22 protein-coding genes are annotated in these 22711 nt (G+C 61.4%); 16 read left to right on the top strand and 6 right to left on the bottom strand.

The genetic code is table 11. The features are described from left to right. The first annotated feature begins 25 nt into the window (after window positions 1-25). Window positions 26-2077: a M3 family metallopeptidase gene (locus IF199_RS00425; RefSeq protein ID WP_192559414.1), complete on the top strand. Its 2052-nt coding sequence runs from the start codon at window positions 26-28 to the stop codon at window positions 2075-2077. Here the strand turns inward: IF199_RS00425 and IF199_RS00420 are convergent. Then, window positions 2064-2708 (bottom strand): dual specificity protein phosphatase family protein, encoded by a 645-nt coding sequence (locus tag IF199_RS00420; protein ID WP_096822447.1) that lies wholly within the window; start codon window positions 2706-2708, stop codon window positions 2064-2066. The genes IF199_RS00425 and IF199_RS00420 overlap by 14 nt on opposite strands. Before the next feature lie 298 nt (window positions 2709-3006). Between IF199_RS00420 and IF199_RS00415 the strand changes: the two genes are divergently transcribed. The 6 genes from IF199_RS00415 to IF199_RS00390 all read left to right on the top strand — a co-directional run bounded on the left by IF199_RS00415 (window position 3007) and on the right by IF199_RS00390 (window position 10574). After that, window positions 3007-3753: a gluconate 2-dehydrogenase subunit 3 family protein gene (locus IF199_RS00415; RefSeq protein ID WP_192559413.1), complete on the top strand. Its 747-nt coding sequence runs from the start codon at window positions 3007-3009 to the stop codon at window positions 3751-3753. 2 nt (window positions 3754-3755) lie between these two features. After that, entirely contained in the window at window positions 3756-5540 is a 1785-nt protein-coding gene (locus IF199_RS00410) for a GMC family oxidoreductase (protein ID WP_096822445.1), read from the top strand. 12 nt (window positions 5541-5552) lie between these two features. Next, complete coding sequence (locus IF199_RS00405; protein WP_192559412.1) at window positions 5553-6854, top strand: c-type cytochrome; 1302 nt, start codon at window positions 5553-5555, stop codon at window positions 6852-6854. Window positions 6855-6928: 74 nt separating this feature from the next. Then, a complete protein-coding gene (locus tag IF199_RS00400; RefSeq protein ID WP_192559411.1) occupies window positions 6929-7987 on the top strand; it encodes a PA0069 family radical SAM protein in 1059 nt (352 codons plus the stop codon). 238 nt (window positions 7988-8225) lie between these two features. Next, on the top strand, window positions 8226-8957 hold the full coding sequence (locus IF199_RS00395; RefSeq protein WP_096822442.1) for a carbonic anhydrase: 732 nt from the start codon (window positions 8226-8228) through the stop codon (window positions 8955-8957). A 90-nt stretch (window positions 8958-9047) separates the two neighbouring features. After that, window positions 9048-10574 carry a SulP family inorganic anion transporter gene (locus tag IF199_RS00390; protein WP_192559410.1) on the top strand — a complete coding sequence of 509 codons (1527 nt, stop codon included), beginning with the start codon at window positions 9048-9050 and terminating at the stop codon, window positions 10572-10574. A 51-nt stretch (window positions 10575-10625) separates the two neighbouring features. On the opposite strand, the gene IF199_RS00385 is transcribed toward IF199_RS00390, so the two are convergent. Then, window positions 10626-11258, bottom strand: a complete 633-nt coding sequence (locus tag IF199_RS00385) for a hypothetical protein (RefSeq protein ID WP_096822440.1) — start codon at window positions 11256-11258, stop codon at window positions 10626-10628. A 369-nt stretch (window positions 11259-11627) separates the two neighbouring features. Here IF199_RS00385 and coxB point away from each other — a divergent pair, with 369 nt between their 5' ends. From coxB to IF199_RS00365, 4 genes are all read left to right on the top strand, one after another. Then, complete coding sequence (gene coxB / locus IF199_RS00380; RefSeq protein WP_102621154.1) at window positions 11628-12755, top strand: cytochrome c oxidase subunit II; 1128 nt, start codon at window positions 11628-11630, stop codon at window positions 12753-12755. Window positions 12756-12837: 82 nt separating this feature from the next. Then, window positions 12838-14424, top strand: a complete 1587-nt coding sequence (ctaD, locus tag IF199_RS00375) for a cytochrome c oxidase subunit I (RefSeq protein WP_102621155.1) — start codon at window positions 12838-12840, stop codon at window positions 14422-14424. A 27-nt stretch (window positions 14425-14451) separates the two neighbouring features. Further along, the gene (locus tag IF199_RS00370) at window positions 14452-15003 is read left to right on the top strand and encodes a cytochrome c oxidase assembly protein (protein WP_085733843.1); all 552 of its coding nucleotides are present in this window, start codon (window positions 14452-14454) and stop codon (window positions 15001-15003) included. 25 nt (window positions 15004-15028) lie between these two features. Then, on the top strand, window positions 15029-15916 hold the full coding sequence (locus IF199_RS00365; RefSeq protein ID WP_085733844.1) for a cytochrome c oxidase subunit 3: 888 nt from the start codon (window positions 15029-15031) through the stop codon (window positions 15914-15916). 13 nt (window positions 15917-15929) lie between these two features. On the opposite strand, the gene IF199_RS00360 is transcribed toward IF199_RS00365, so the two are convergent. Continuing rightward, window positions 15930-16133 (bottom strand): twin transmembrane helix small protein, encoded by a 204-nt coding sequence (locus IF199_RS00360; protein ID WP_065260656.1) that lies wholly within the window; start codon window positions 16131-16133, stop codon window positions 15930-15932. Window positions 16134-16204: 71 nt separating this feature from the next. Between IF199_RS00360 and IF199_RS00355 the strand changes: the two genes are divergently transcribed. From IF199_RS00355 to IF199_RS00335, 5 genes are read left to right on the top strand one after another with little or no spacing between them, the layout of a single operon-like run. Further along, a complete protein-coding gene (locus IF199_RS00355) occupies window positions 16205-16945 on the top strand; it encodes an SURF1 family protein (RefSeq protein ID WP_192559409.1) in 741 nt (246 codons plus the stop codon). After that, window positions 16911-17504 (top strand): hypothetical protein, encoded by a 594-nt coding sequence (locus IF199_RS00350; RefSeq protein ID WP_192559408.1) that lies wholly within the window; start codon window positions 16911-16913, stop codon window positions 17502-17504. The genes IF199_RS00355 and IF199_RS00350 overlap by 35 nt, the downstream gene beginning before the upstream one ends. A 10-nt stretch (window positions 17505-17514) precedes the next feature. Beyond that, the gene (locus IF199_RS00345; protein WP_192559407.1) at window positions 17515-18594 is read left to right on the top strand and encodes a COX15/CtaA family protein; all 1080 of its coding nucleotides are present in this window, start codon (window positions 17515-17517) and stop codon (window positions 18592-18594) included. Next, entirely contained in the window at window positions 18582-19481 is a 900-nt protein-coding gene (gene cyoE, locus IF199_RS00340) for a heme o synthase (protein WP_085733847.1), read from the top strand. Before IF199_RS00345 ends, cyoE begins: the two co-directional genes overlap by 13 nt. Continuing rightward, on the top strand, window positions 19478-20113 hold the full coding sequence (locus tag IF199_RS00335) for an SCO family protein (protein ID WP_085733848.1): 636 nt from the start codon (window positions 19478-19480) through the stop codon (window positions 20111-20113). Before cyoE ends, IF199_RS00335 begins: the two co-directional genes overlap by 4 nt. 61 nt (window positions 20114-20174) lie before the next feature. On the opposite strand, the gene IF199_RS00330 is transcribed toward IF199_RS00335, so the two are convergent. From IF199_RS00330 to IF199_RS00320, 3 genes are all read right to left on the bottom strand, one after another. Then, entirely contained in the window at window positions 20175-20948 is a 774-nt protein-coding gene (locus IF199_RS00330; RefSeq protein ID WP_102621157.1) for a MetQ/NlpA family ABC transporter substrate-binding protein, read from the bottom strand. A 74-nt stretch (window positions 20949-21022) separates the two neighbouring features. Then, window positions 21023-21697, bottom strand: coding sequence for a methionine ABC transporter permease (locus IF199_RS00325; protein WP_096822432.1), 675 nt, complete (start codon window positions 21695-21697; stop codon window positions 21023-21025). Then, on the bottom strand, window positions 21697-22704 hold the full coding sequence (locus IF199_RS00320; protein ID WP_102621158.1) for a methionine ABC transporter ATP-binding protein: 1008 nt from the start codon (window positions 22702-22704) through the stop codon (window positions 21697-21699). The genes IF199_RS00325 and IF199_RS00320 overlap by 1 nt, the downstream gene beginning before the upstream one ends. Window positions 22705-22711: the final 7 nt, after the last annotated feature.

Here is a 22711-nt window from a genome sequence, read left to right as displayed (position 1 = left end):
CCGCCATGCCTCGAAGGAAGCTGCCATGCCTGACTCCAATCCCCTCCTGCAACACTGGACCCTGCCACCCTGGCCGGATATTCGCGCCGAGCATCTGCTGCCGGCGATCAACAGCATCATTGCCGACAACCGACAAATCATTGCGCAAGTGATCGCCAGTCAGGCCGAGCACCCCGGCTGGGATGATCTGGTGCTGAGCATCGATGAAGCGGATGCCCGTCTCAATGAAGTCCGCTCGATTCTCGAAACGTTGTCGATGGTCAGGTCCGACGATGCCACGTGGCTCGTGGAAAGCGCCAAGGCGCATCTGGCGATCAATCAGTATCGTTCCGAAAAATCCTGCAATCGCCCGCTGTACGAGGCCTACCAGCGTTTGGCGCGGAGTTCGATCGCGGCCAACTTCGATGAGTCACGCAAGATCGTGCTGGCGCGGATACTGCGCAAATTCAGGCAGTCGGGCATCGAGCTTCCCACTGAGCAACAGCAGGAACTGGCCCGGTTGAACCTTGAGATCGGCGGCCTGGAATCCGTGTTTTTGACCCACCTCGAACGCTGGACCGAGACCTGGAGCAAACGTATCGACGACGTTGCACTGCTCGCGGGCCTGTCACCGGCGATGAGGGATCGCCTGGCGCGCGCCGCACGCGAGGCCGGCCATGACGGCTGGCTGATCCGTCTGGATCAGAACACCTGCAATCACATCCTCAAGTACGCCGAGAACCGTGCCTTGCGGGAAGAATGCTGTGTGGCCTACGCGACCCGCGCCTCCGATCAGGGGCCGTTGGCCGGCCGCTTCGATAACGGCCCGGTACTGACGGCGTTGCTTGCCTTGCGCCAACAGAAAGCCCGTTTACTTGGCCACGAAAACGCCGCGCAACTGACGCTGGCAAAAACCATGTCCGGGACGACAGCGTGGGTCAGTGATTTTCTCCAGCGCCAGGTTGCGCAGTTGGCGCCGGCTCTCGAGCAGGACGCCATACAACTGGCCGCCTTTGCGTTGCAACGCGGAATCGACCGGATTCAACCTTGGGATGAAGACTTTCTCGCCGAACAATGGCGCCAGCAGCAGTTTCCCGGTGCGCTGGACGACCTGCGTGAGTACTTCCCGCTCGAGGGCACCCTGCGCCGGCTCTGTCTGTTCTGTGAGCGCATGTTCGGGATCCGCATCGTCGAGCAAATCGGCGGCAGGCACTGGCATGACGATGTACGGCTGCTGGAAATCAGCGAGCACGAGCAGATCATCGGCTACATCTACCTCGACCCGTTTCACCGCGACAACGCTGCGGATTTCGCCGGCACCTCCACGCTGCGCAACCGCCGGATCAATGCCGAAGGGCGCCCGGCGCTCCCCATTGCTGTGCTCTACAGCAATTTCACTCCGGCCACTGACAGCCATCCGTGCCGTCTCGAACTCGACGACCTGCAGGTACTTTTTCATGAGTTTGGCCACTGCCTTCAGCACGTACTGACGCGTTCACCTCATTACACCCTGTCCGGCATCCTGCAACTGGGCCATGAGGCGGCGGAGTTTTCCGGGCAATTGTTCGAGCAGTGGTGTCAGTCGCGGGAGTTTGTGCTGTGGCTCGGCGCGCATTTCCAGACCGGCGAGCGCCTGAGTGCCTCACGGGTCGACGCCGCCCTGACGGCCAGCCAGGCCCACGCCAGCCGGCAAAAAGCCTTGTTGCTGATGGGCGCCATCATCGATTTCGAGCTGCACCTGACTCACGGCGATGGGCGTTCTGTCGAAGCGGTTTGCGCCGACGTGCAGAGGACAATGGCTCACCTGCAACTACCGGGCAATCACCGGTTCGCCAATGGTTTCGATTACATGGTGACCCAGTACGACGCGTCGGTTTACGCCTATGTCTGGTCAGGGGTGCTGGCTCAAGAAGCGTTCAAACGCTTCAGTCATGACTGGGTGTTCAGGCCGCAGACCGGCCGGGCGTTCCGGGAAACGTTCTTTGCACCCGGGGCCGGGCGCCCGTTACTGGAAGCAGTGGAAGCTTTCGTCGGCCGGCCGGTCAGTGAAGACGTGGGTGCCGGCCGTTCGATCATCCGGCGGGTTACTTCAGATTGACGGTCTGGAACCAGCTCTTCATCGAGCAAGTAGCGAACGCACTGGTGCTGCAATCGCCGTTGGCCAGCGCGGTACGCAGCTTCTCGACATCAGCCTGCATGACGTAGCGAACGCCGTCCTTGAAGTGACCGCTTTCACCGAAACCGCCCTGGGTCATTTCGTTCAGGGCGTCTTCCTTGCTCCAGCCCTGCACCACGATGCGGTACATCGCGGCCATCAGGCCGGTGCGGTCGGAGCCGTGCTTGCAATGCATCAACACCGGGCCGTTGGCTTCGGCGGTCTGGATCGCGCGCAAGGTCTTGAGCACGTCGCTGTCATCGACATGATTGGTGCGATACGGCAGTTGCACCTGATTGATGCCAGGAGCGTTCAGCCAGCTCGAATCCGCCTCTGGCAGAAAGTTGATGACCGTTGCCACTTTCAGGTTTTGCAGCAACGGCACGGCACCGGCATCCGGCAGCGCACTGCGATAAAGCGTGGGCGACATCTGAAAGAAGTTGTATTTCACTTCGACCGGTTGCGCCCATTCCGGAGGACGAGAAACCGGCGCATCTGCGGCATGGGCCGGGATCGAGCCGAGCAGGGCAAGCAGCGAGAAACAGATCGCAGAGGAAAAACGCTTCAAGGACATGCTGAGTGGTGACCGTGTGGGATTCGTCAGTGAGGGCCGCAGCTTGAGGGTTGTCCAGTCAAATCCCTGTGAGGCGTTTGTCAAAGAAACGTGAAGCCAGGGACATCCTTCGTCGCAAATCCGGGCTTTTTTTCGGCTGAATCGATTCATCCGGTTGGTTAGGCTGCTACCATTTGTCACATCATGTTGCAGACGCGTCCCCATTTTCCGGGTCATTTCCGGCCACGTCGCAACCGACCACTCAAAAGCCGTCCCCAGAAGCGGCTGATAACCATCAATGCCTGATGAGGTGCACCCCATGTCTGATCAAGATCGAGACAACCCGCGGCGTGAGTTTTTGCGCAAATCCCTGACCCTGATCCCGGTGGTCACCCTCGCCGGCACCGGACTCGGTAGCAGCGTGCTGCAAGCCGCCTCGGAAAGCGCACCGGCTGCGGCACCGGCAAAACCGGCCGGCGCTGACGCGGGCGTCTATCAGCCGAACTACTTCACCGCCGAAGAGTGGGCATTCATCAATGCCGCCGTCGCGCAACTGATCCCCAACGATGCCCAGGGCCCTGGCGCTCTCGAGGCTGGCGTGCCGGAATATATCGACCGCCAGATGAACACGCCGTACGCCGCCGGTGCCCTCTGGTACATGCAAGGCCCGTTCAATGCCGACGCTGCGCCCGAGATGGGCTGGCAGAGCAAACTGGTGCCAAAAGAGATCTATCGCCTCGGCATCGCCGCCACGGATCAGTGGGCAAAATCCCTCAATGGCAAAACATTTGCCGAGCAAGACAGCGCTACCCGAGACGATCTGCTCAAGCAGCTTGAAGCCGGAAAACCGCAATTCGACGCTGTTCCCGCGAAGATTTTCTTCAATCTTTTGCTGCAAAACACCAAGGAGGGGTTCTTCTGCGACCCGATCCACGGTGGCAATAAAGGCATGGTCGGCTGGACCATGATCGGCTTCCCCGGCGCCCGCGCCGATTTCATGGATTGGGTGGAACGCAACGAGCAATACCCCTTCCCGGCAGTTTCGATTCGCGGCGAGAGGGCGTGAGCATGGCAACGGTAATGAAGAAGGTCGACGCAGTAATCGTCGGTTTCGGCTGGACAGGCGCAATCATGGCCAAGGAGCTGACCGAAGCCGGTCTCAACGTGCTGGCGCTGGAGCGCGGCCCGATGCAGGACACCTATCCTGACGGCAACTATCCCCAGGTGATCGACGAACTCACCTACAGCGTGCGGAAAAAACTCTTCCAGGACATCTCCAAAGAGACCGTCACCATCCGTCACAGCGTCAATGACATCGCCCTGCCGAACCGCCAGTTGGGCGCGTTCCTGCCGGGCAATGGCGTGGGCGGCGCCGGGCTGCATTGGTCGGGCGTGCACTTTCGTGTCGATCCGATCGAACTGCGCATGCGCAGCCACTACGAAGAGCGTTACGGCAAAAGCTTCATCCCCAAGGACATGACCATCCAGGACTTCGGCGTCAGCTATGAAGAACTGGAACCGTTCTTCGATTTCGCCGAAAAAGTCTTCGGCACCTCCGGCCAGGCCTGGACCGTGAAAGGCCAACTGGTTGGCCAGGGCAAGGGCGGCAACCCATACGCGCCGGATCGTTCGAACCCGTTTCCGCTGGAAGCGCAGAAGAACACGGTTTCCGCACAACTGTTCGGCAAAGCGGCCACAGAGGTCGGTTACAAACCCTACAACCTGCCTTCCGCAAATACTTCGGGGCCGTACACCAACCCTTACGGTGCGCAGATGGGCCCGTGCAACTTCTGCGGCTTCTGCAGCGGCTACGTTTGCTACATGTATTCCAAGGCGTCGCCGAACGTGAATATTCTGCCGGCGCTGAAACCGCTGCCGAATTTCGAACTGCGGCCCAACGCCCACGTCCTGCGGGTCAACCTCGACAGCACGAAAACCAAAGCCACCGGCGTCACCTACATCGACGGCCAGGGTCGCGAGATCGAGCAACCGGCGGATCTGGTGATCCTCGGCGCGTTCCAGTTGCACAACGTGCGCCTGATGCTGCTCTCCGGCATCGGCAAACCGTACGACCCGGTCAGTGGCGAAGGTGTGGTCGGGCGTAACTTCGCCTACCAGAACATGGCGACCATCAAGGCGTTCTTCGACAAGGACACCCACACCAACAACTTCATCGGCGCTGGCGGCAACGGCGTGGCGCTGGACGACTTCAACGCCGACAACTTCGACCACGGGCCACACGGTTTCGTCGGGGGCTCGCCGATGTGGGTCAACCAGGCCGGCAGCCGTCCGATTGCCGGCACCTCCAACCCGCCGGGCACCCCGGCCTGGGGCAGCGACTGGAAACGCGCGACCGCCGATTACTACACCCACCAGGTGTCGATGGACGCTCACGGCGCGCATCAGTCCTACCGTGGCAACTACCTCGATCTGGACCCGGTGTACCGCGATGCCTACGGCCTGCCGCTGCTGCGGATGACCTTCGACTGGCAGGAAAACGACATCAAGATGAACCGTTTCATGGTCGAAAAAATGGGCAAGGTCGCGCAAGCCATGGGCCCGAAAGCCATTGCCGTGCTTGGCAAGAAAGTCGGCGAGCACTTCAACACCGCGTCGTACCAGACCACCCACCTCAACGGTGGCGCGATCATGGGCACCGATCCGAAGACCAGCGCGCTGAACCGCTACTTGCAGAGCTGGGACGTGCACAACGTGTTCGTCCCGGGCGCCTCGGCATTCCCGCAGGGCCTGGGTTACAACCCGACCGGGCTGGTCGCCGCGCTGACCTACTGGTCGGCGAAAGCGATCCGCGAGCAATACCTGAAAAACCCCGGCCCGCTGGTTCAGGCTTAAGGAGCGATGACCATGAAGACTCTCGTTATCGCGACCCTGGCGCTGCTCGGCAGCGCATCCCTTTACGGCGCCGAAGTTGATCAATCCCTGATCAAAAAAGGTGAATACCTCGCCCGTGCCGGTGACTGCGTGGCCTGCCACACGGCTAAGGACGGCAAGCCGTTCGCCGGTGGCCTGCCGATGGAAACCCCGATCGGCACGATCTATTCGACCAACATCACCCCGGACAACACCGGGCTGGGCGGCTACAGCTTCGAGGAGTTCGACCAGGCTGTGCGTCATGGCGTCGCCAAAAACGGTAGTACCTTGTACCCGGCGATGCCGTACCCGTCCTACGCCCGTGTCAGTCAGGATGACATGCAGGCGCTCTACGCCTACTTCATGCACGGTGTTGAACCGGTGGCGCAGGAAAACAAGGCCAGCGACATCCCGTGGCCATTGAGCATGCGCTGGCCGCTGATGGGCTGGCGCTGGTTGTTTGCGCCGAAGGTCGAGGACTACAAACCCGCGTCGGACGATGCCGTCGTCAGCCGTGGGGCGTATCTGGTAGAAGGCCTCGGACATTGCGGCGCCTGCCATACGCCACGGGCCCTGACCATGCAGGAAAAATCCCTGAGCGCGGCCGAAGGCAGCAGTTTTCTGTCAGGCAGCGCGCCGCTGGAAGGCTGGATCGCCAAGAGCCTGCGCGGCGACCACAAGGATGGCCTCGGCAGCTGGAGCGAAGAGCAACTGGTGCAGTTCCTCAAGACCGGCCGCAGCGACCGCAGCGCGGTATTCGGCGGTATGAGCGACGTGGTCACCCACAGCATGCAGTACATGACCGACGCCGACCTGACCGCGATCGCCCGATACCTGAAGTCGCTGCCGGCCAATGATCCTGCCGACCAGCCACATCAGTACGACGAGAAAGCCGCCAAGGCTTTATGGAACGGTGATGACAGTCAGCGTGGCGCGTCGGTGTACATCGACAACTGCGCGGCGTGCCACCGCACCGACGGCCACGGCTACACCCGGGTGTTCCCGGCGCTGGCGGGCAACCCGGTGTTGCAATCGGAAGACCCGACGTCGCTGATCCACATCGTGCTCAAGGGCGGCACGCTGCCTGCGACGCACACCGCGCCGTCGACCTTCACCATGCCTGGCTTCGCCTGGCGTCTGTCGGATCAGGAAGTGGCGGATGTGGTGAGCTTCATCCGAGGCAGTTGGGGCAACAAGGGCGCGCCGGTCAAAGCAGCTGATGTTGCGGAGTTACGCAAGGAAGACTTGAAGCACACCTCGACCGATGACCTCGGCCAGGTGACACAGCACAACTGACCGTTCGCCCAACGGCACTAGTCAGATCGACAGCGCCTCGATACTGTATATGCACACAGTATCGAGGCACTGCCATGTCTACCCCTCTTCCCCCGCGCGGTCGCGGCACCGCCACCAATCCGCACAACCGCTTCGCGCCCAGTCGTTCGGTGGCCGAGGACGATGGCTGGTATCAGGAAGTACCACTGACCCAGGGCACCGAAGTCAGCTTCGAGACGGCTAAAACCATCATCACCCGCAACACCTCACCGGACCTGCCCTTCGACCGCTCGATCAATCCCTATCGCGGTTGCGAGCATGGCTGCATTTATTGCTACGCGCGGCCGAGTCATGCCTATTGGGACATGTCGCCGGGGCTGGATTTCGAAACGAAACTGATCGCCAAGACCAACGCCGCCCAGGTGCTGGAAGAACAGCTGGGGAAAAAAGGCTATCAATGTGCGCCGATCAATCTGGGTTCCAATACCGACCCGTATCAGCCTATCGAACGCGAACACAAAATCACTCGCCAGACCCTCGAAGTATTACTGCGCTATCGGCACCCGGTGACCATCGTCACCAAGGGCTCGCTGATCCTGCGTGACCTCGATCTGCTCACCGAACTCGCGCAGCAACGGCTGGTGGCGGTGATGATCAGCCTCACCACCCTGGACGATGAGCTCAAACGCATTCTCGAACCCCGGGCCGCCGCGCCCAAGGCCCGGTTGCGGGCGATCCGGGTGATGCGCGAAGCGGGTATCCCGGTCGGCGTACTGTGCTCGCCGATGATTCCGATGATCAACGACAGCGAAATCGAAAGCCTGCTGACCGAAGCCCACGCCGCCGGTGCCCAGAGCGCCGCTTACATGATGCTGCGCCTGCCGCTGGAAGTGGCGCCACTGTTCGAGGAATGGCTTGAAGCGCACTACCCGCAGCGCGCCGCCCATGTGCTGAGCCTGATCCGCCAGAGTCGTGGCGGCGAGCTGTACGACAGCCGTTTTGGCGCACGGATGCGCGGTGAAGGGCCGTTCGCCGACCTGCTCGCCCAGCGCTTCGCCAAGGCGTTGAAACGCCTGGGACTCAATCACCGCGAAGGTTTCAATCTGGATTGCACAGCCTTTTGTCCGCCGGGTCGCCAGATGGCGCTGATTTAGGGACAATTGGCCTATGGTTGAGTGGAGGGAATTGCTTGCCCGGTTACGCTGGTCACGTTTTTTGTGACCTGGAACACACGTTCTAGAGCGCTTGATTCAGTTTGAGTTAAGTTTCGGCGGTTACCTTGTTCATCGAGTGACTGACGGGTCGGGATGACCCGGATGTTTTTAAACAGCCACTGGCTTCATACCGGAATACACGGGAACGACTCCCCGAATCCGCCAAAGAGGATGAATCATGAGTGACAAGGATAAACAGCCGTTGGCTGCGTCGGCGCAAGCCGTCCCTGGGGCGGAATCCGCCGATGCAGCGCTGCGACATATCGTTGACGGCTTTTTGCATTTTCATCATGAGGTCTTTCCGCAACAGGAAGAACTCTTCAAGAAACTCGCCACGGCCCAGTCGCCACGGGCGATGTTCATCACCTGCGCCGACTCGCGCATCGTTCCTGAACTGATCACCCAGAGCTCCCCCGGCGATCTGTTCGTGACCCGTAACGTCGGCAACGTCGTTCCACCCTACGGCCAGATGAACGGTGGCGTTTCCACCGCCATCGAATACGCGGTACTGGCGCTCGGCGTGCAACACATCATCATTTGCGGCCACTCCGATTGCGGCGCCATGCGCGCAGTGCTCAATCCGGACAGTCTGGAAAAGATGCCGACGGTCAAAGCCTGGCTGCGCCACGCCGAAGTCGCGAAAACCATGGTGCATGACAACTGCAACTGCACCGACGAAAAAGAAAGCATGCCGATCCTCACCGAGGAAAACGTCATCGCCCAACTGCAGCACTTGCGTACCCATCCTTCGGTAGCCTCGCGCATGGCGAACGGTCATCTGTTCATCCATGGCTGGGTCTACAACATCGAAACCAGCGAAATCAAAGCTTACGACGCGGATCAGGGACGCTTCCTGCCGCTCGATGGCAGCCATCCGATTCCGGTGGCGACGCCCAAAGCGCGCTTCTAAATCCTCCTAAAAATCCGTGTGGTCTGACGCCGGTCGCTGTTTCAGCGGCCAGGCTTCGCCACGCCTGAAGAAAACTTCGGGAGAGTCATCATGCGTGCAGCTCAATTGAAAGCGGTGTTGCCACGGGAGCTGCTGGCTTCGGTGGTGGTGTTTCTGGTCGCCCTGCCACTGTGCATGGGCATTGCGATTGCTTCGGGGCTGCCGCCGGCCAAAGGTTTGATCACCGGGATCATCGGTGGGCTGGTGGTGGGTTGGCTGGCGGGTTCGCCGTTGCAAGTCAGCGGGCCGGCGGCGGGTCTGGCGGTGTTGGTGTTCGAACTGGTGCGCCAGCATGGTATCGAGATGCTCGGGCCGATTCTGTTGTTGGCGGGTTTGCTGCAACTGGTGGCCGGGCGCCTGAAGCTCGGTTGCTGGTTTCGGGTCACGGCGCCAGCGGTGGTCTATGGGATGCTCGCCGGGATCGGCGTGCTGATTGTGCTCTCGCAAGTGCATGTGATGCTGGATGCCGCACCGAAACCTTCTGGCCTGGACAACCTGACAGCATTCCCCGGCGCAGTGGCCCAGGCCTTGCCGTCGTTTGGCTGGCAGGCCGGATTGCTCGGGCTGTCGACCATCGCCGTGATGTGGCTGTGGGAGAAATGCCGTCCGCATTCACTGCGTTTCATTCCCGGCGCGCTGCTCGGTGTAGGGCTGGCGACAGGCGCCAGTCTGTTGCTGGCGCTGCAAGTGAAGCGGGTTGAAGTACCGGCGAACCTGGCAGAAGCCATCGACTGGCTGAAACCGGCGGATCTGCTGAGCCTGGCCGATCCGACCCTGCTGATTGCCGCGTTTGCCGTGGCCTTCATCGCCAGCGCCGAAACCCTGCTCTCCGCCGCCGCGGTGGATCGCATGCACAGCGGCCCGCGCTCGGACTTCGACCGCGAACTGTCGGCACAAGGGGTCGGCAACATGCTCTGCGGGCTGGTCGGCGCGCTGCCGATGACCGGGGTGATCGTGCGCAGCTCGGCCAACGTCCAGGCCGGCGCCACCACACGCTACTCGACGATTTTCCATGGCCTGTGGCTGTTGGCCTTCGTGTTGTTGCTGTCGAGTGTGCTGCAAAGCATTCCGGTGGCGAGCCTGGCCGGGGTGCTGGTCTACACCGGTTTCAAACTGGTGGATCTGAAAGCCTTTCGCGGTCTGGGGCGGTATGGCCGGATGCCGATGTTCACCTACGCCGCTACGGCGCTGGCGATCATCTTCACCGACCTGTTGACCGGCGTGCTGATCGGTTTCGGTTTGACCCTGGTGAAACTGGCGTTCAAGGCTTCGCGGCTGAAGATCAGCCTGATCGATCTGCCGCAGGACGGGGAAATGGAGTTGCGTCTGGTGGGCGCGGCGACGTTTCTCAAGGTGCCTGCGCTGACTCAGGTGCTGGGCAGCATTCCTGCGGGCACGACGGTGCACGTGCCGCTCAACAACCTGAGCTACATCGACCATTCGTGTCTGGAATTGCTGGAAGAGTGGGGCCGGGCCAATGCGGCCAAGGGTTCGAAGCTGTTGATCGAGTCGCGGGGATTGAAGCGACGGCTTGAAGGACGAATCCGTACCACCACCGGGATCGGTGCGGCAGGCTGAAAACATTTGGGGGAACAGAGCAATCTGTTCCCCCAATCGTTTGCGCAGAGATCAAGCCGCAGGCTGATCCAGTTCCAGGCCCACGCCCAGACGGCGACTCATGCACGGCCAGCGCTTCCACGCCGCGCCAGTGTCCGGGCTGCTGAGTTTCTCGCGGTAGGCTTCCACCGACTCCAGCGCAAAGCTGTCGTCGTCGAGCATGCTGTCCACCGCGTGGTGCACCACTTCGTCGAGTTGATTGGCAAATTCCTCACCGAGCAACTGGTGAGCAATCAGATTGGCGACCGTCATGTCCAAGGGGATCAGTGGCTGGCCGAAATGCTTGATGTACAGGTCGTTGACCTCTTCGACAAAGCGGTGCGCCAGGTAGGCTTCGTCCAGCAGACTGTCCAGGCCGACCGGCGGCTGGAGAAAGTACTGTTCGGCGATTTTCAGCACCGGTTTGATCTGTGACTCGATTCCCGCTTCCCTGGCGACTTCATTGGCTGCATCCAGCAGGTCTGGCACTTCGTCGATGTAGGCGGCGACAAAACGCGTCAGCACGCCATTGGCGTCGGTTTCCGGCAACTGGATCGCCGGGTGCAGGTGTTGCAGTTGGGCTTCCAGCTGACGGGTCAGCTTTCCGGTTTCAATCTCGTGTTGTCGGGCTATGTGGATCTGCTCGCGCAATGCGGCGGTGTTCATGAAAACTCCAGGAAACAAGGCAATGAAATAGGGAAGACATAACTTAGCTGGCTTACGAAAAATGCTAAGACGCATTTGTCATAATTATTTCATCCTTGATACACCTGCGTTATATCGGTTTGCCACCACTCGTCTGCATCCTTCTCCATTCGTGCCCCGGAACGCAAGTGCCAGCTGTTTCACTCGGTTGACGTCCGCGCATTGCATTTTTCAGCCGCTGTCTATACTCGCCATTGAATGGAGTTAGCTGATGACGCCCGACTGCACCCGCAGCAAGGCCCGGCGATTCAAGTTCGTAGTCTGATGCAGCCGCTCCCTTGCCGCAGGCGAAAGCCGGCGGGATAACAAGAACGATAAGGGGAACCCGCAATGATGCGACATCCACACGTCTGGATGGGCCTCCTGTTGTGGTCGATTTTCAGCCCGGTGCACGCTGCCTGGACTGTGAATATGGCGCCTGGAGCGACTGAAATCAGTCACGCAGTATTCGACCTGCACATGACCATTTTCTGGATCTGTGTGGTGATCGGGATCATCGTCTTCGGCGCCATGTTCTGGTCGATGATGGTGCACCGCCGTTCTACCGGGCAGGTCGCCGCAAAATTCCACGAAAGCACCACCGTCGAGATTCTCTGGACCGTCGTCCCGCTGCTGATCCTGGTGGCGATGGCGGTGCCGGCGACCGCCACCCTGATCCGCATGTACGACACCAGTGAGCCGGATATCGATATCCAGATCACCGGCTATCAGTGGAAGTGGCACTACAAATACCTGGGCCAGGACGTCGAGTTCTTCAGCAACCTGGCCACCCCCGCCGAACAGATTCACAACAAGGAAGCCAAGGGCGAGCACTACCTGCTCGAGGTCGACAAGCCGCTGGTGCTGCCGACCGGGGCCAAGGTGCGTTTCCTCGTCACCTCTGCCGACGTGATCCACTCCTGGTGGGTGCCGGCCTTCGCGGTCAAGCGCGATGCGATCCCCGGGTTCGTCAATGAAGCCTGGACGCGCATCGACAAGCCCGGCCTCTACCGTGGCCAGTGCGCCGAGCTGTGCGGCAAGGATCACGGCTTCATGCCGATCGTGGTCGAGGTCAAAGAGAAAGCGGACTATGAAAAATGGCTCGCCGATCGCAAGGCCGAGGCTGCCCAGCTCAAAGAGCTGACGAGCAAGGAATGGACCCTCGACGAGCTCAAGGAGCGCGGCGACAAGATCTACCACACCACCTGCGTAGCCTGTCACCAGGCCGAAGGCCAGGGCCTGCCGCCGATGTTCCCGGCGCTCAAGGGCTCGCCGATTGCCACCGGGCCGAAAGCCGATCACCTGCACCGCGTGTACTTCGGCAAACCGGGCACCGCCATGGCGGCGTTCGGCAAGCAACTCTCGGAAGTCGATATCGCAGCGGTCGTGACCTACGAACGTAACGCCTGGGGCAACAACAAGGGCGACATGGTCACGCCAAAAGAAGTGCTGGAGCTGAAACAGGCGGAAAGCAAATGAGCCGGTCTATTGCGTACTTCGTGAACCGGCCGGGGCAAGGCGCCCCGGCCTGCCCAGTCCACTCACTTGAAGGAGACCGGCCATGAGCGCTGTCATCGATGACCACGGTCATGCCGACCACGCCCACGGCCCCGCCAAAGGCCTGATGCGCTGGGTGCTGACCACCAACCACAAGGACATCGGCACGTTGTACCTGTGGTTCGCGTTCTGCATGTTCCTGCTCGGCGGCTCGTTCGCCATGGTGATCCGTGCCGAGCTGTTCCAGCCCGGTCTGCAGATCGTCGAGCCTGCGTTCTTCAACCAGATGACCACCATGCACGGGCTGGTGATGGTCTTCGGTGCGGTGATGCCGGCGTTCGTCGGCCTCGCCAACTGGATGATCCCGTTGATGATCGGCGCACCGGACATGGCGCTGCCACGGATGAACAACTTCAGCTTCTGGCTGCTGCCGGCGGCCTTCCTACTGCTGGTCTCGACCCTGTTCACCGCCGGTGGCGGGCCGAACTTCGGCTGGACGTTCTATGCACCGCTGTCCACGACGTATGCACCGGAAAGCGTGACCTACTTTATCTTCGCCATCCACTTGATGGGGATCAGTTCGATCATGGGCGCGATCAACGTGATCGCCACCATCCTCAACCTGCGCGCCCCCGGCATGACGCTGATGAAAATGCCGCTGTTCGTCTGGACCTGGCTGATCACCGCGTTCCTGCTGATCGCGGTGATGCCGGTACTGGCCGGGTGCGTGACGATGATGCTGATGGACATCCACTTCGGCACCAGTTTCTTCAGTGCCGCCGGTGGCGGTGACCCGGTGCTGTTCCAGCACGTGTTCTGGTTCTTCGGCCACCCCGAGGTGTACATCATGATCCTGCCGGCCTTCGGCGCCGTCAGCCAGATCATCCCGACCTTCTCGCGCAAGCCGCTGTTCGGCTACACCTCGATGGTCTACGCCACGGCGAGCATCGCGTTCCTGTCGTTCATCGTCTGGGCGCACCACATGTTCGTGGTGGGCATTCCGCTGGTGGGCGAGCTGTTCTTCATGTACGCGACGATGCTCATCGCAGTGCCGACCGGGGTGAAGGTGTTCAACTGGGCCAGCACCATGTGGCAAGGCTCGCTGACCTTCGAGACGCCGATGCTGTTTGCCGTGGCGTTCGTGATCCTGTTCTCCATCGGCGGTTTCTCCGGGCTGATGCTGGCCATCGCCCCGGCGGACTTCCAGTACCAGGACACCTACTTCGTGGTCGCGCACTTCCATTACGTGCTGGTGCCGGGGGCGATCTTCGGGATCTTCGCCTCGGCTTATTACTGGCTGCCGAAGTGGACCGGTCACATGTACGACGAGACCCTGGGCAAGCTGCACTTCTGGCTGTCCTTCGTCGGCATGAACATGACCTTCTTCCCGATGCACTTCGTGGGACTGGCGGGGATGCCACGGCGGATTCCGGACTACAACCTGCAGTTCGCCGACTTCAACATGGTCTCGTCGATCGGCGCGTTCATGTTCGGCGCCACGCAGATTTTCTTCCTGTTCATCGTGATCAAGACCATCCGCGGCGGCGAGCCGGCACCGGCCAAACCGTGGGATGGCGCCGAAGGCCTGGAGTGGAGCGTGCCGTCGCCGGCGCCGTATCACACCTTCACCACGCCGCCGGAAGTGAAATGAAACCCGTAGCCCTTGAGGGCCGCCGCCATGGCTGACTCGATATCGCTGAAGAAACTGGTGACCCGACTGCTCGGCGTGGTGGTGGCGATGTTTGTCTTCGGTTTTGCCCTGGTGCCGATCTACGACGTGATGTGCAAGGCGTTCGGCATCAATGGCAAGACCGCCGGGCAGTACGAAGGCGAACAGGTTGTGGACAAGTCCCGGCAGGTGCGGGTGCAGTTCCTGTCGACCAACAATGTCGACATGCCTTGGGATTTCTATCCCAAGCATGACGAACTGACGGCCAACCCCGGCGCGGTCAACGAGATGATTTTCATCGCGCGCAATCCCACCGACAAACCGATGAGCGCCCAGGCCGTACCGAGCATCGCCCCGAGCGAAGCGGCGGCGTATTTCCACAAGACCGAATGTTTTTGCTTTACCCAGCAGGTGCTGCAGCCCGGTCAGCAGATCGAGATGCCGGTGCGTTTCATCGTTGACCGCGACATGCCCAAGGACGTGAAGCACCTGACGCTGTCCTACACGCTGTTCGATATCACCGCCCGACATCCTCCGGTGGCTGCAAACACTGGCGGTTAAGCGTGCCCGATAAGGAGAACAATAAATGGCAACTCATGAGCACTATTACGTCCCGGCCCAGAGCAAATGGCCGATCGTCGCGACCATCGGCATGGTCACCACGGTGTACGGCCTGGCGACCTGGTTCAACGATCTGAAGGCAGCGCGCCCTGAATCCCACGGCCCGCTGATCTTTTTCGTCGGTGGCCTGTTGCTGGCGTACATGCTGTTCGGCTGGTTCGGCACAGTGATCAAGGAAAGCCGGGCGGGGTTGTACAGCCCGCAGCTGGACCGCTCGTTCCGCTGGGGCATGAGCTGGTTCATCTTCTCCGAGGTGATGTTCTTCATCGCCTTCTTCGGCGCGCTGTTCTATGTGCGGCACATTTCCGGTCCGGCGCTGGGCGGCGAAGGCACCAAAGGCATCGCCCACATGCTCTGGCCGAACTTCCAGTTCACCTGGCCGCTATTGCACACGCCGGATCCGAAACTGTTCCCGCCGCCCAAGGAAGTCATCAGCCCGTGGGGCCTGCCGCTGATCAACACCATCCTGCTGGTGAGCTCCAGCGTGACCATCACCATCGCCCACCATGCCTTGAAGAAAGGTCATCGCGGTGCGCTGAAGCTGTGGCTGTTGATCACCGTGCTGCTGGGTTGCGGCTTCCTCGCCTTGCAGGCCGAGGAGTACATGCACGCCTATCACGAGCTGGGCCTGACCCTCGGTTCCGGCATCTACGGCGCAACGTTCTTCATGCTCACCGGGTTCCACGGCGCCCACGTGACCATCGGCACGATCATTCTGTTCGTGATGCTGATGCGGATCATGCGCGGCCACTTCGACAACGAGCACCAGTTCGGCTTCGAAGCCGCGAGCTGGTACTGGCACTTCGTCGATGTGGTGTGGATCGGCTTGTTCATCTTCGTTTACGTGCTCTGAGGATCGGACACAGCTACCAAGGCGCGTGCGACACCAGTTGGCCGCTGTAGAAACCCCAGGCAATCAAGCCGACGGTGCAAGCGGCCAATGCCACCCGAACACTCAAGGCGATGACCAGGCGATTCGAGCTGCTGTCGTCCTTGACCAGGAAAAACAGGCCGCTGAACAGGCTGATCACCGTGGCAATCAGCATCAGGACGATAGCTGCTTTGAGCATGGGAAGACTCCGGGGGTACAGGCGATGCAATCAAGTATAGCGGTCGCATTCACTGCTTTTCTGGCGCGGCCATGAAGCGCTTTCGGCCGGGCGTCGTGCCGACGCTGGTGGTCGCCTTGCTGCTGCCGCTGCTGATTTCGCTGGGCTTCTGGCAGCTGGGCCGGGGTGCGGAGAAAACCGCCCTGCTCGCCAGCTACGCCGAACGCCGCGCCGCCGAACCGATGGCCAGCACCGAGCTGGTGCACAGCACCGATCCGGCCTTTCGCCGGGTGCATCTGCACGGCCAGTTCGATGCCGCCCACAGCCTGCTGCTGGACAACCGTCAACGTGACGGCAAGGTCGGCGTCGAGCTGCTGCAACCGTTTCAGGATCAGCGCACCGGCCTGTGGCTGCTGGTCAATCGTGGCTGGCTGCCGTGGCCGGACCGGCGCGTTACCCCGCAATTCAAGACACCGGCCGATGCCGTGAATGTCGACGCCTGGGTGTATGTCGCCCCCGGCGCGACCTTCCAGTTGCACGCCGACCCGGTCAGCAGCACCTGGCCGCAAACCGTCACCGCCGTCGAACCCGCCAAATGGTGGAAAACCCTCGAGCGCGACGGCTTCGCCTATGAATTACGCGCAGAACCCGGTCCCGCCAGCTATCAGGCCGACTGGCCGGTGGTTGCCATGGGCCCGGAAAAACACTTCGGTTACGCCGTGCAGTGGTTCGCCATGGCCACCGCCCTGTTCGGTCTTTACCTCTATCTCGGCTGGCACAACGCAAAGGAGAAACACCATGGGAGCGGCCATGAATCCACCCAGCATGTCTGAAGCAAAAGCCCCGGCCAGTCGCCGTCGCGGCCGCATTCAACTGCTGCTGATCCTGCTCGGCGTGATCGGCCCGATGATCCTCGCCACCGGCATGTACAAGCTGCAATTCTGGGTGCCGGACGGTCGCAGCTATCACGGCGAACTGATCGGCAACGGCCAGAGCCGTGCCGACCTCGGCGTAGCGGCTGACGAAGAACGCTGGCAGATGCTGGTAACCGCGCCGAAGGACTGCGCGGTGGACTGCCAGCAACTGGTGTACCTGGCGCGGCAGATCCAGATCGGCCTCGGCCGCGATGCCGGTCGCGCCAGCCATGCCCTCGCTGCCGCGCAACCGCTGACGGCCGACTACGAAGCCAAGCTGAGCCGCGAATATCCACAGCTGCAACGTTACCCACTGGATAGCGCCGCGTTCAGCAAAGCCACCGGCGACAAAACCACGCCACAGCTGTGGATCATCGATCCCCACGGCAATCTCGTGCTGCGCTACGACCCGAGTGTGAAGGGCAAGGATCTGCTCAACGACCTGCGCCACCTGCTGAAACTGTCGAACATCGGATAAGGGCATCGTCATGGCCAAACCTGGATTTCGCCTCGCGCTGTTTGCCACCCTGCTCGCACTGATCGTGGTGCTGCTCGGCGCCTACACCCGCCTGACTCACGCCGGTCTCGGCTGCCCGGACTGGCCCGGCTGCTACGGGTTTATCAGCGTGCCGAAAAGCGAAGCCCAACTGGCCCATGCCGAACTGCATTACCCCGATTCGCCCGTGGAGGCGCACAAAGGCTGGAACGAGATGATCCACCGTTACTTCGCCGGCACCCTCGGCATGTTGATCTCGATTCTGGCCGGGCGGGCGTGGGTTAACCGCCGTCATCCGGGGCAACCGCTGAAGCTGCCGCTGTTTCTGCTGGCGGTGGTGTTCGCCCAGGCCGCGTTCGGCATGTGGACGGTGACGCTCAAGCTCTGGCCGCAAGTGGTGACCGGGCATTTGCTTGGAGGCTTCGCGACCTTGAGCCTGCTGTTTCTGCTGACATTGAGACTGTCCGGCGTGTTGCCGGCACTGACCGTACCCAAGCGCCTGCAATATTGGGCCACCGCCGGATTGCTATTGGTGATCGGCCAGATCGCCCTCGGCGGCTGGGTCAGTTCCAACTATGCGGCAGTGGCCTGCATCGACTTCCCGACCTGCCACGGCCAATGGCTGCCGCCGGCGGACTTCGCCAACGGCTTTCACCTGACCCAACACATCGGCCCCAATTACCTCGGCGGGCAACTCGACAGCGATGCGCGCACGGCGATTCACCTGACCCACCGCATCGGCGCCCTGCTGGTGACGATTGTCCTGCTCGGTCTGGCGTGGCAACTGAAAGTCGTGGGCATGACGCGGCTGGCCGGGCTGGTGCTGATCGCCCTCGGCGTGCAGATCACCCTCGGCATCAGCAACGTGCTGTTTCACCTGCCGCTGCCGGTGGCCGTGGCGCACAACGCCGGCGGCGCAGCCCTGCTGCTGACCATGGTGCTGGTCAACTATCACGCGCGAACCAGTCTGGTTCGGGTCAAGCAACCGATGCTTGCGCGCTGGCACCTGAGCCCGCGTAAACAGTCGGCGGCGCCCATCACGATAAAAGGAGAGACGCCATGGCGATTCTGATCGGCGAACGTCCCGCGCAGGCGTTGTGGCGAGATTACCTGGAGCTGACCAAACCGAAAGTCGTGGTGCTGATGCTCATCACCTCGCTGGTCGGCATGTTCCTCGCGACCCGCGCCGGCGTGCCGTGGACGGTGCTGGTGTTCGGCAACCTAGGGATCGCGCTGTGTGCCGGTGGCGCGGCGGCGGTCAATCACGTGGTGGACCGGCGCATCGACGCCGTCATGGCGCGCACCCACAAACGGCCGCTGGCCGAGGGCCGGGTCTCGCCCACGGCAGCGCTGACCTTTGCACTGGTGCTGGCGCTGCTCGGCCAAGCCTTGCTGCTGACCTTCACCAATCCGCTGACCGCGTGGCTGACCCTGGCCTCGCTGCTCGGCTACGCGGTGATCTACACCGGATTCCTCAAACGCGCGACACCGCAGAACATCGTCATCGGCGGCCTCGCCGGCGCCGCCCCGCCGCTGCTCGGTTGGACCGCCGCCACCGGCCACGTCAGCGCCGAACCGTTGCTACTGGTGCTGATCATTTTTGCCTGGACCCCGCCGCACTTCTGGGCGCTGGCGATCCACCGCAAGGAGGAATACGCCAAGGCCGACATTCCGATGCTGCCGGTCACCCACGGCGAGCACTACACCAAGGTGCACATTCTGCTGTACACCTTCGCCCTGCTGGCAGTCAGCCTGTTGCCGTATGTGATCCACATGAGCGGCGCGCTGTACCTGATCTGCGCCCTCGGCCTGGGCGCGAGGTTTCTGCAATGGGCCGTGGTGCTGTACCGTGGCACTCGGCCGCACGCGGCGATCAACACCTTCAAGTACTCTATCTGGTACTTGTTTCTGCTGTTCATCGCCCTGCTCGTAGACCACTACTTACTGTTGAACCTATGACTCGAACCCAGAAAACCGTCTTCATCCTCGTGGCCGTGATCGCGCTGATCCTCGGCCTGACCGTCAACAAAGTGCTGAGCGGCAAGGGCCAGGGCGACCCGACTGCGCTGATCGACGCCGGCATCATCCTGCTGCCGCAAAGCCGCAACCTGCCGGACGTGACGATGACCAATCAGGACGGCCAACCGGTCACGGTCAACGAGCTCAAGGGCAAGTGGAGCCTGCTGTTCTTCGGCTACACCTTCTGCCCGGACATCTGCCCGACCACCCTCGCCCAGCTGCGCCAGATCAAGAGCGAACTGCCGAAGGACGCTGTGGACAAGTTGCAGATCGTGCTGGTCAGCGTCGACCCGAACCGCGACAACCCTGCGCAGTTGAAGCAGTACCTGGGCTACTTCGATCCGCAGTTCATCGGCCTGACGCCGAAGTCGATCGAGGAGCTGCAAAAGGTAGCGAACGCGGTGAGTATTCCGTTCATTCCGGCGGACACCAGCAAGCCGAACTACACCGTTGATCACAGCGGAAACCTTGCGGTGATCGGGCCGGACGGGACACAGCGCGGGTTCATTCGGGCGCCGTTGAACAACGCCAAACTGGTCGCGCAGTTGCCGGTGATGTTGAACCGCAAGTAAACGCTGAACGCACAAAAAAGGGGACGCCACTGGCGTCCCCTTTTCATTGCAGCTATCTGAATCAGAACGCCGGCAACACCGCGCCTTTGTACTTCTCGGTGATGAATTTCTTCACTTCCGGGCTGTGCAGGGCAGCGGCCAGTTTCTTCATCGCGTCGCTGTCCTTGTTGTCCGCACGGGACACCAGAATGTTCACGTAAGGCGAGTCGCTGCCTTCGATGATCAGCGCGTCCTTGGACGGATCCAGCTTGGCTTCGAGCGCGTAGTTGGTGTTGATCAGCGCCAGGTCGACCTGAGTCAGCACGCGCGGGATGGTCGCGGCTTCCAGTTCACGGATTTTCAGGTCTTTCGGGTTCTGGGCGATGTCCTTGACGGTCGACAGGATGTTGGTCGGATCCTTCAGGGTGATCACGCCAGCCTTGGCCAGCAGCAACAGCGCACGGCCGCCGTTGGTGGCGTCATTCGGGATCACCACGTTGGCGCCGCTTGGCAGCTCGTCGAGCTTCTTGATCTTGCTGGAGTACGCGCCCAGCGGCTCCAGGTGCACGCCGGTCACGGCGACCAGGCTGGTGCCCTTGGCCTTGTTGAACTCATCGAGGTACGGCTGGTGCTGGAAGAAGTTGGCGTCCAGACGCTTCTCGGCCACCTGCACGTTCGGCTGGATGTAATCGGTGAAGACCTTGACCTTCAGATCCACGCCTTCTTTGGCCAGAACCGGCTTCACGAATTCGAGGATTTCCGCGTGCGGCACCGGGGTGGCCGCAACGGTCAGGGTTTCGTCGGCGTGGGCCGAGAACGCTGCAACGGCAGCCAGGGCAACGATCAGTTTTTTCATTCAGCTAACTCCTTTTTACGGCGCCCGTCTGGCGCCTGCCAGCGAATGGCCGGCTCATGTCATTACAAAACCGGTTATTTGCGCGAAAAGTGAACGACCAGTCGGTCGCCTGCCATTTGCAGCACTTGCACCAGAATCAGCAGCAACACCACGGTGACGATCATCACGTCGGTCTGGAAACGCTGGTAGCCGAAACGAATCGCCAGGTCACCCAGGCCACCGGCGCCGACCACACCCGCCATTGCGGTGTAGGAAACCAGTGTAATCGCCGTCACCGTAATCGCCGCGAAGATGCCCGGACGGGCCTCCGGCAACAAGGCGTTCATGATGATCTGCCGAGTGGTCGCACCCATCGACTGGGTCGCTTCGATGATGCCGCGATCGACTTCACGCAGAGCGGTTTCCACCAGCCGCGCGAAGAACGGCGTTGCCCCCACCACCAACGGCGGAATCGCACCGGCCACACCCAGCGAGGTGCCGGTGATCAGCACGGTGAACGGGATCATCACGATCAACAGAATAATGAACGGCAGCGAACGCAGGATGTTCACCACCAGCGACAGCAAAGCGTATACGCCTTTGGCTTCGAGCAACTGACGCGGGCTGCACAGAAACAGCAACACGCCCAGCGGCAGGCCGAGCAACACGGTGAACAGCAGCGAACCGCCGAGCATCATCATGGTGTCGCCAGTGGCCAGCCAGATTTCGTACCAGTCGATATTGGTGAAGAAACTCATCAGGTCTGCCATTAGCGCAACACCTCCATGTGAACGTCAGCGGCGGTGAAGCGGGCGAACGCCGCGTCCATGTCGCCACCGGTGACGGCGAGGGTCAATTGCCCGTAAGGAATGTCTTTGATGCGGTCGATACGACCGGCCAGGATGCTGTAGTCCACACCGGTTTCCCGGGCGACGGTTCCGAGCAACGGCGCGTAGGTCGCTTCGCCCTGGAAGGTCAGACGTACGATGCGACCCGGCACGTGAGCGAAGTCATCGCGCTGCTCGCTTTCGTCGATCTGCTCGTCTTCCTGGACGAAACGCTTGGTGGTCGGGTGCTTCGGATGCAGGAACACGTCGGCCACCGAGCCTTGCTCGACGATCACGCCGGCGTCCATCACCGCCACCTGATCGCACACACGGCGGATCACGTCCATCTCGTGGGTGATCAGCACGATGGTCAGCTTCAGCTCACGGTTGATCTCGGCCAGCAGTTGCAGCACCGACGCGGTGGTCTGCGGGTCGAGGGCGCTGGTGGCTTCGTCGCACAGCAGGATTTTCGGCTTGGTCGCCAGGGCACGGGCAATACCGACGCGCTGCTTCTGGCCACCGGACAACTGCGCCGGGAATTTTTTCGCGTGATCGGACAAACCGACGCGCTTGAGCAATTCGGCCACACGCTGGTCGATCTCGGCGCGGGACAGTTCACCGGCGAGGGTCAGCGGCAGCGCGACGTTGTCGGCCACGGTCTTGGACGCCAGCAGGTTGAAGTGCTGGAAGATCATCCCGACTTGCTGACGGAAACGGCGCAGGCCGTTGGCGTCCAGCGCGGTGACTTCTTCGCCGTCGACAATGATCTTGCCGCCACTGGATTCTTCCAGGCGATTGATCAGACGCAGCAGGGTACTTTTTCCCGCGCCGGAATGGCCAATCAGGCCGAACACCTGACCGTTCTCGATGGAGAGACTCGTCGGATGCAGCGCGGTGATGTCCTTACCGGCGACGCGGTAAGTCTTATGGACGTTTTGAAACTCGATCACGTAGCGA

Source organism: Pseudomonas allokribbensis (assembly GCF_014863605.1).
Taxonomy (GTDB): Bacteria; Pseudomonadota; Gammaproteobacteria; order Pseudomonadales; family Pseudomonadaceae; genus Aquipseudomonas; species Aquipseudomonas allokribbensis.
This window is presented reverse-complemented; position numbering and strand designations above follow the sequence as displayed.

Bases quoted from the DNA above. Each gene is read 5' to 3' on its own strand.
- IF199_RS00425 (WP_192559414.1), top strand. From the start codon at position 26: ATGCCTGACTCCAATCCCCTCCTGCAACACTGGACCCTGCCACCCTGG.
- IF199_RS00420 (WP_096822447.1), bottom strand. From the start codon at position 2,708: ATGTCCTTGAAGCGTTTTTCCTCTGCGATCTGTTTCTCGCTGCTTGCC.
- IF199_RS00415 (WP_192559413.1), top strand. From the start codon at position 3,007: ATGTCTGATCAAGATCGAGACAACCCGCGGCGTGAGTTTTTGCGCAAA.
- IF199_RS00410 (WP_096822445.1), top strand. From the start codon at position 3,756: ATGGCAACGGTAATGAAGAAGGTCGACGCAGTAATCGTCGGTTTCGGC.
- IF199_RS00405 (WP_192559412.1), top strand. From the start codon at position 5,553: ATGAAGACTCTCGTTATCGCGACCCTGGCGCTGCTCGGCAGCGCATCC.
- IF199_RS00400 (WP_192559411.1), top strand. From the start codon at position 6,929: ATGTCTACCCCTCTTCCCCCGCGCGGTCGCGGCACCGCCACCAATCCG.
- IF199_RS00395 (WP_096822442.1), top strand. From the start codon at position 8,226: ATGAGTGACAAGGATAAACAGCCGTTGGCTGCGTCGGCGCAAGCCGTC.
- IF199_RS00390 (WP_192559410.1), top strand. From the start codon at position 9,048: ATGCGTGCAGCTCAATTGAAAGCGGTGTTGCCACGGGAGCTGCTGGCT.
- IF199_RS00385 (WP_096822440.1), bottom strand. From the start codon at position 11,258: ATGAACACCGCCGCATTGCGCGAGCAGATCCACATAGCCCGACAACAC.
- coxB (WP_102621154.1), top strand. From the start codon at position 11,628: ATGATGCGACATCCACACGTCTGGATGGGCCTCCTGTTGTGGTCGATT.
- ctaD (WP_102621155.1), top strand. From the start codon at position 12,838: ATGAGCGCTGTCATCGATGACCACGGTCATGCCGACCACGCCCACGGC.
- IF199_RS00370 (WP_085733843.1), top strand. From the start codon at position 14,452: ATGGCTGACTCGATATCGCTGAAGAAACTGGTGACCCGACTGCTCGGC.
- IF199_RS00365 (WP_085733844.1), top strand. From the start codon at position 15,029: ATGGCAACTCATGAGCACTATTACGTCCCGGCCCAGAGCAAATGGCCG.
- IF199_RS00360 (WP_065260656.1), bottom strand. From the start codon at position 16,133: ATGCTCAAAGCAGCTATCGTCCTGATGCTGATTGCCACGGTGATCAGC.
- IF199_RS00355 (WP_192559409.1), top strand. From the start codon at position 16,205: ATGAAGCGCTTTCGGCCGGGCGTCGTGCCGACGCTGGTGGTCGCCTTG.
- IF199_RS00350 (WP_192559408.1), top strand. From the start codon at position 16,911: ATGGGAGCGGCCATGAATCCACCCAGCATGTCTGAAGCAAAAGCCCCG.
- IF199_RS00345 (WP_192559407.1), top strand. From the start codon at position 17,515: ATGGCCAAACCTGGATTTCGCCTCGCGCTGTTTGCCACCCTGCTCGCA.
- cyoE (WP_085733847.1), top strand. From the start codon at position 18,582: ATGGCGATTCTGATCGGCGAACGTCCCGCGCAGGCGTTGTGGCGAGAT.
- IF199_RS00335 (WP_085733848.1), top strand. From the start codon at position 19,478: ATGACTCGAACCCAGAAAACCGTCTTCATCCTCGTGGCCGTGATCGCG.
- IF199_RS00330 (WP_102621157.1), bottom strand. From the start codon at position 20,948: ATGAAAAAACTGATCGTTGCCCTGGCTGCCGTTGCAGCGTTCTCGGCC.
- IF199_RS00325 (WP_096822432.1), bottom strand. From the start codon at position 21,697: ATGGCAGACCTGATGAGTTTCTTCACCAATATCGACTGGTACGAAATC.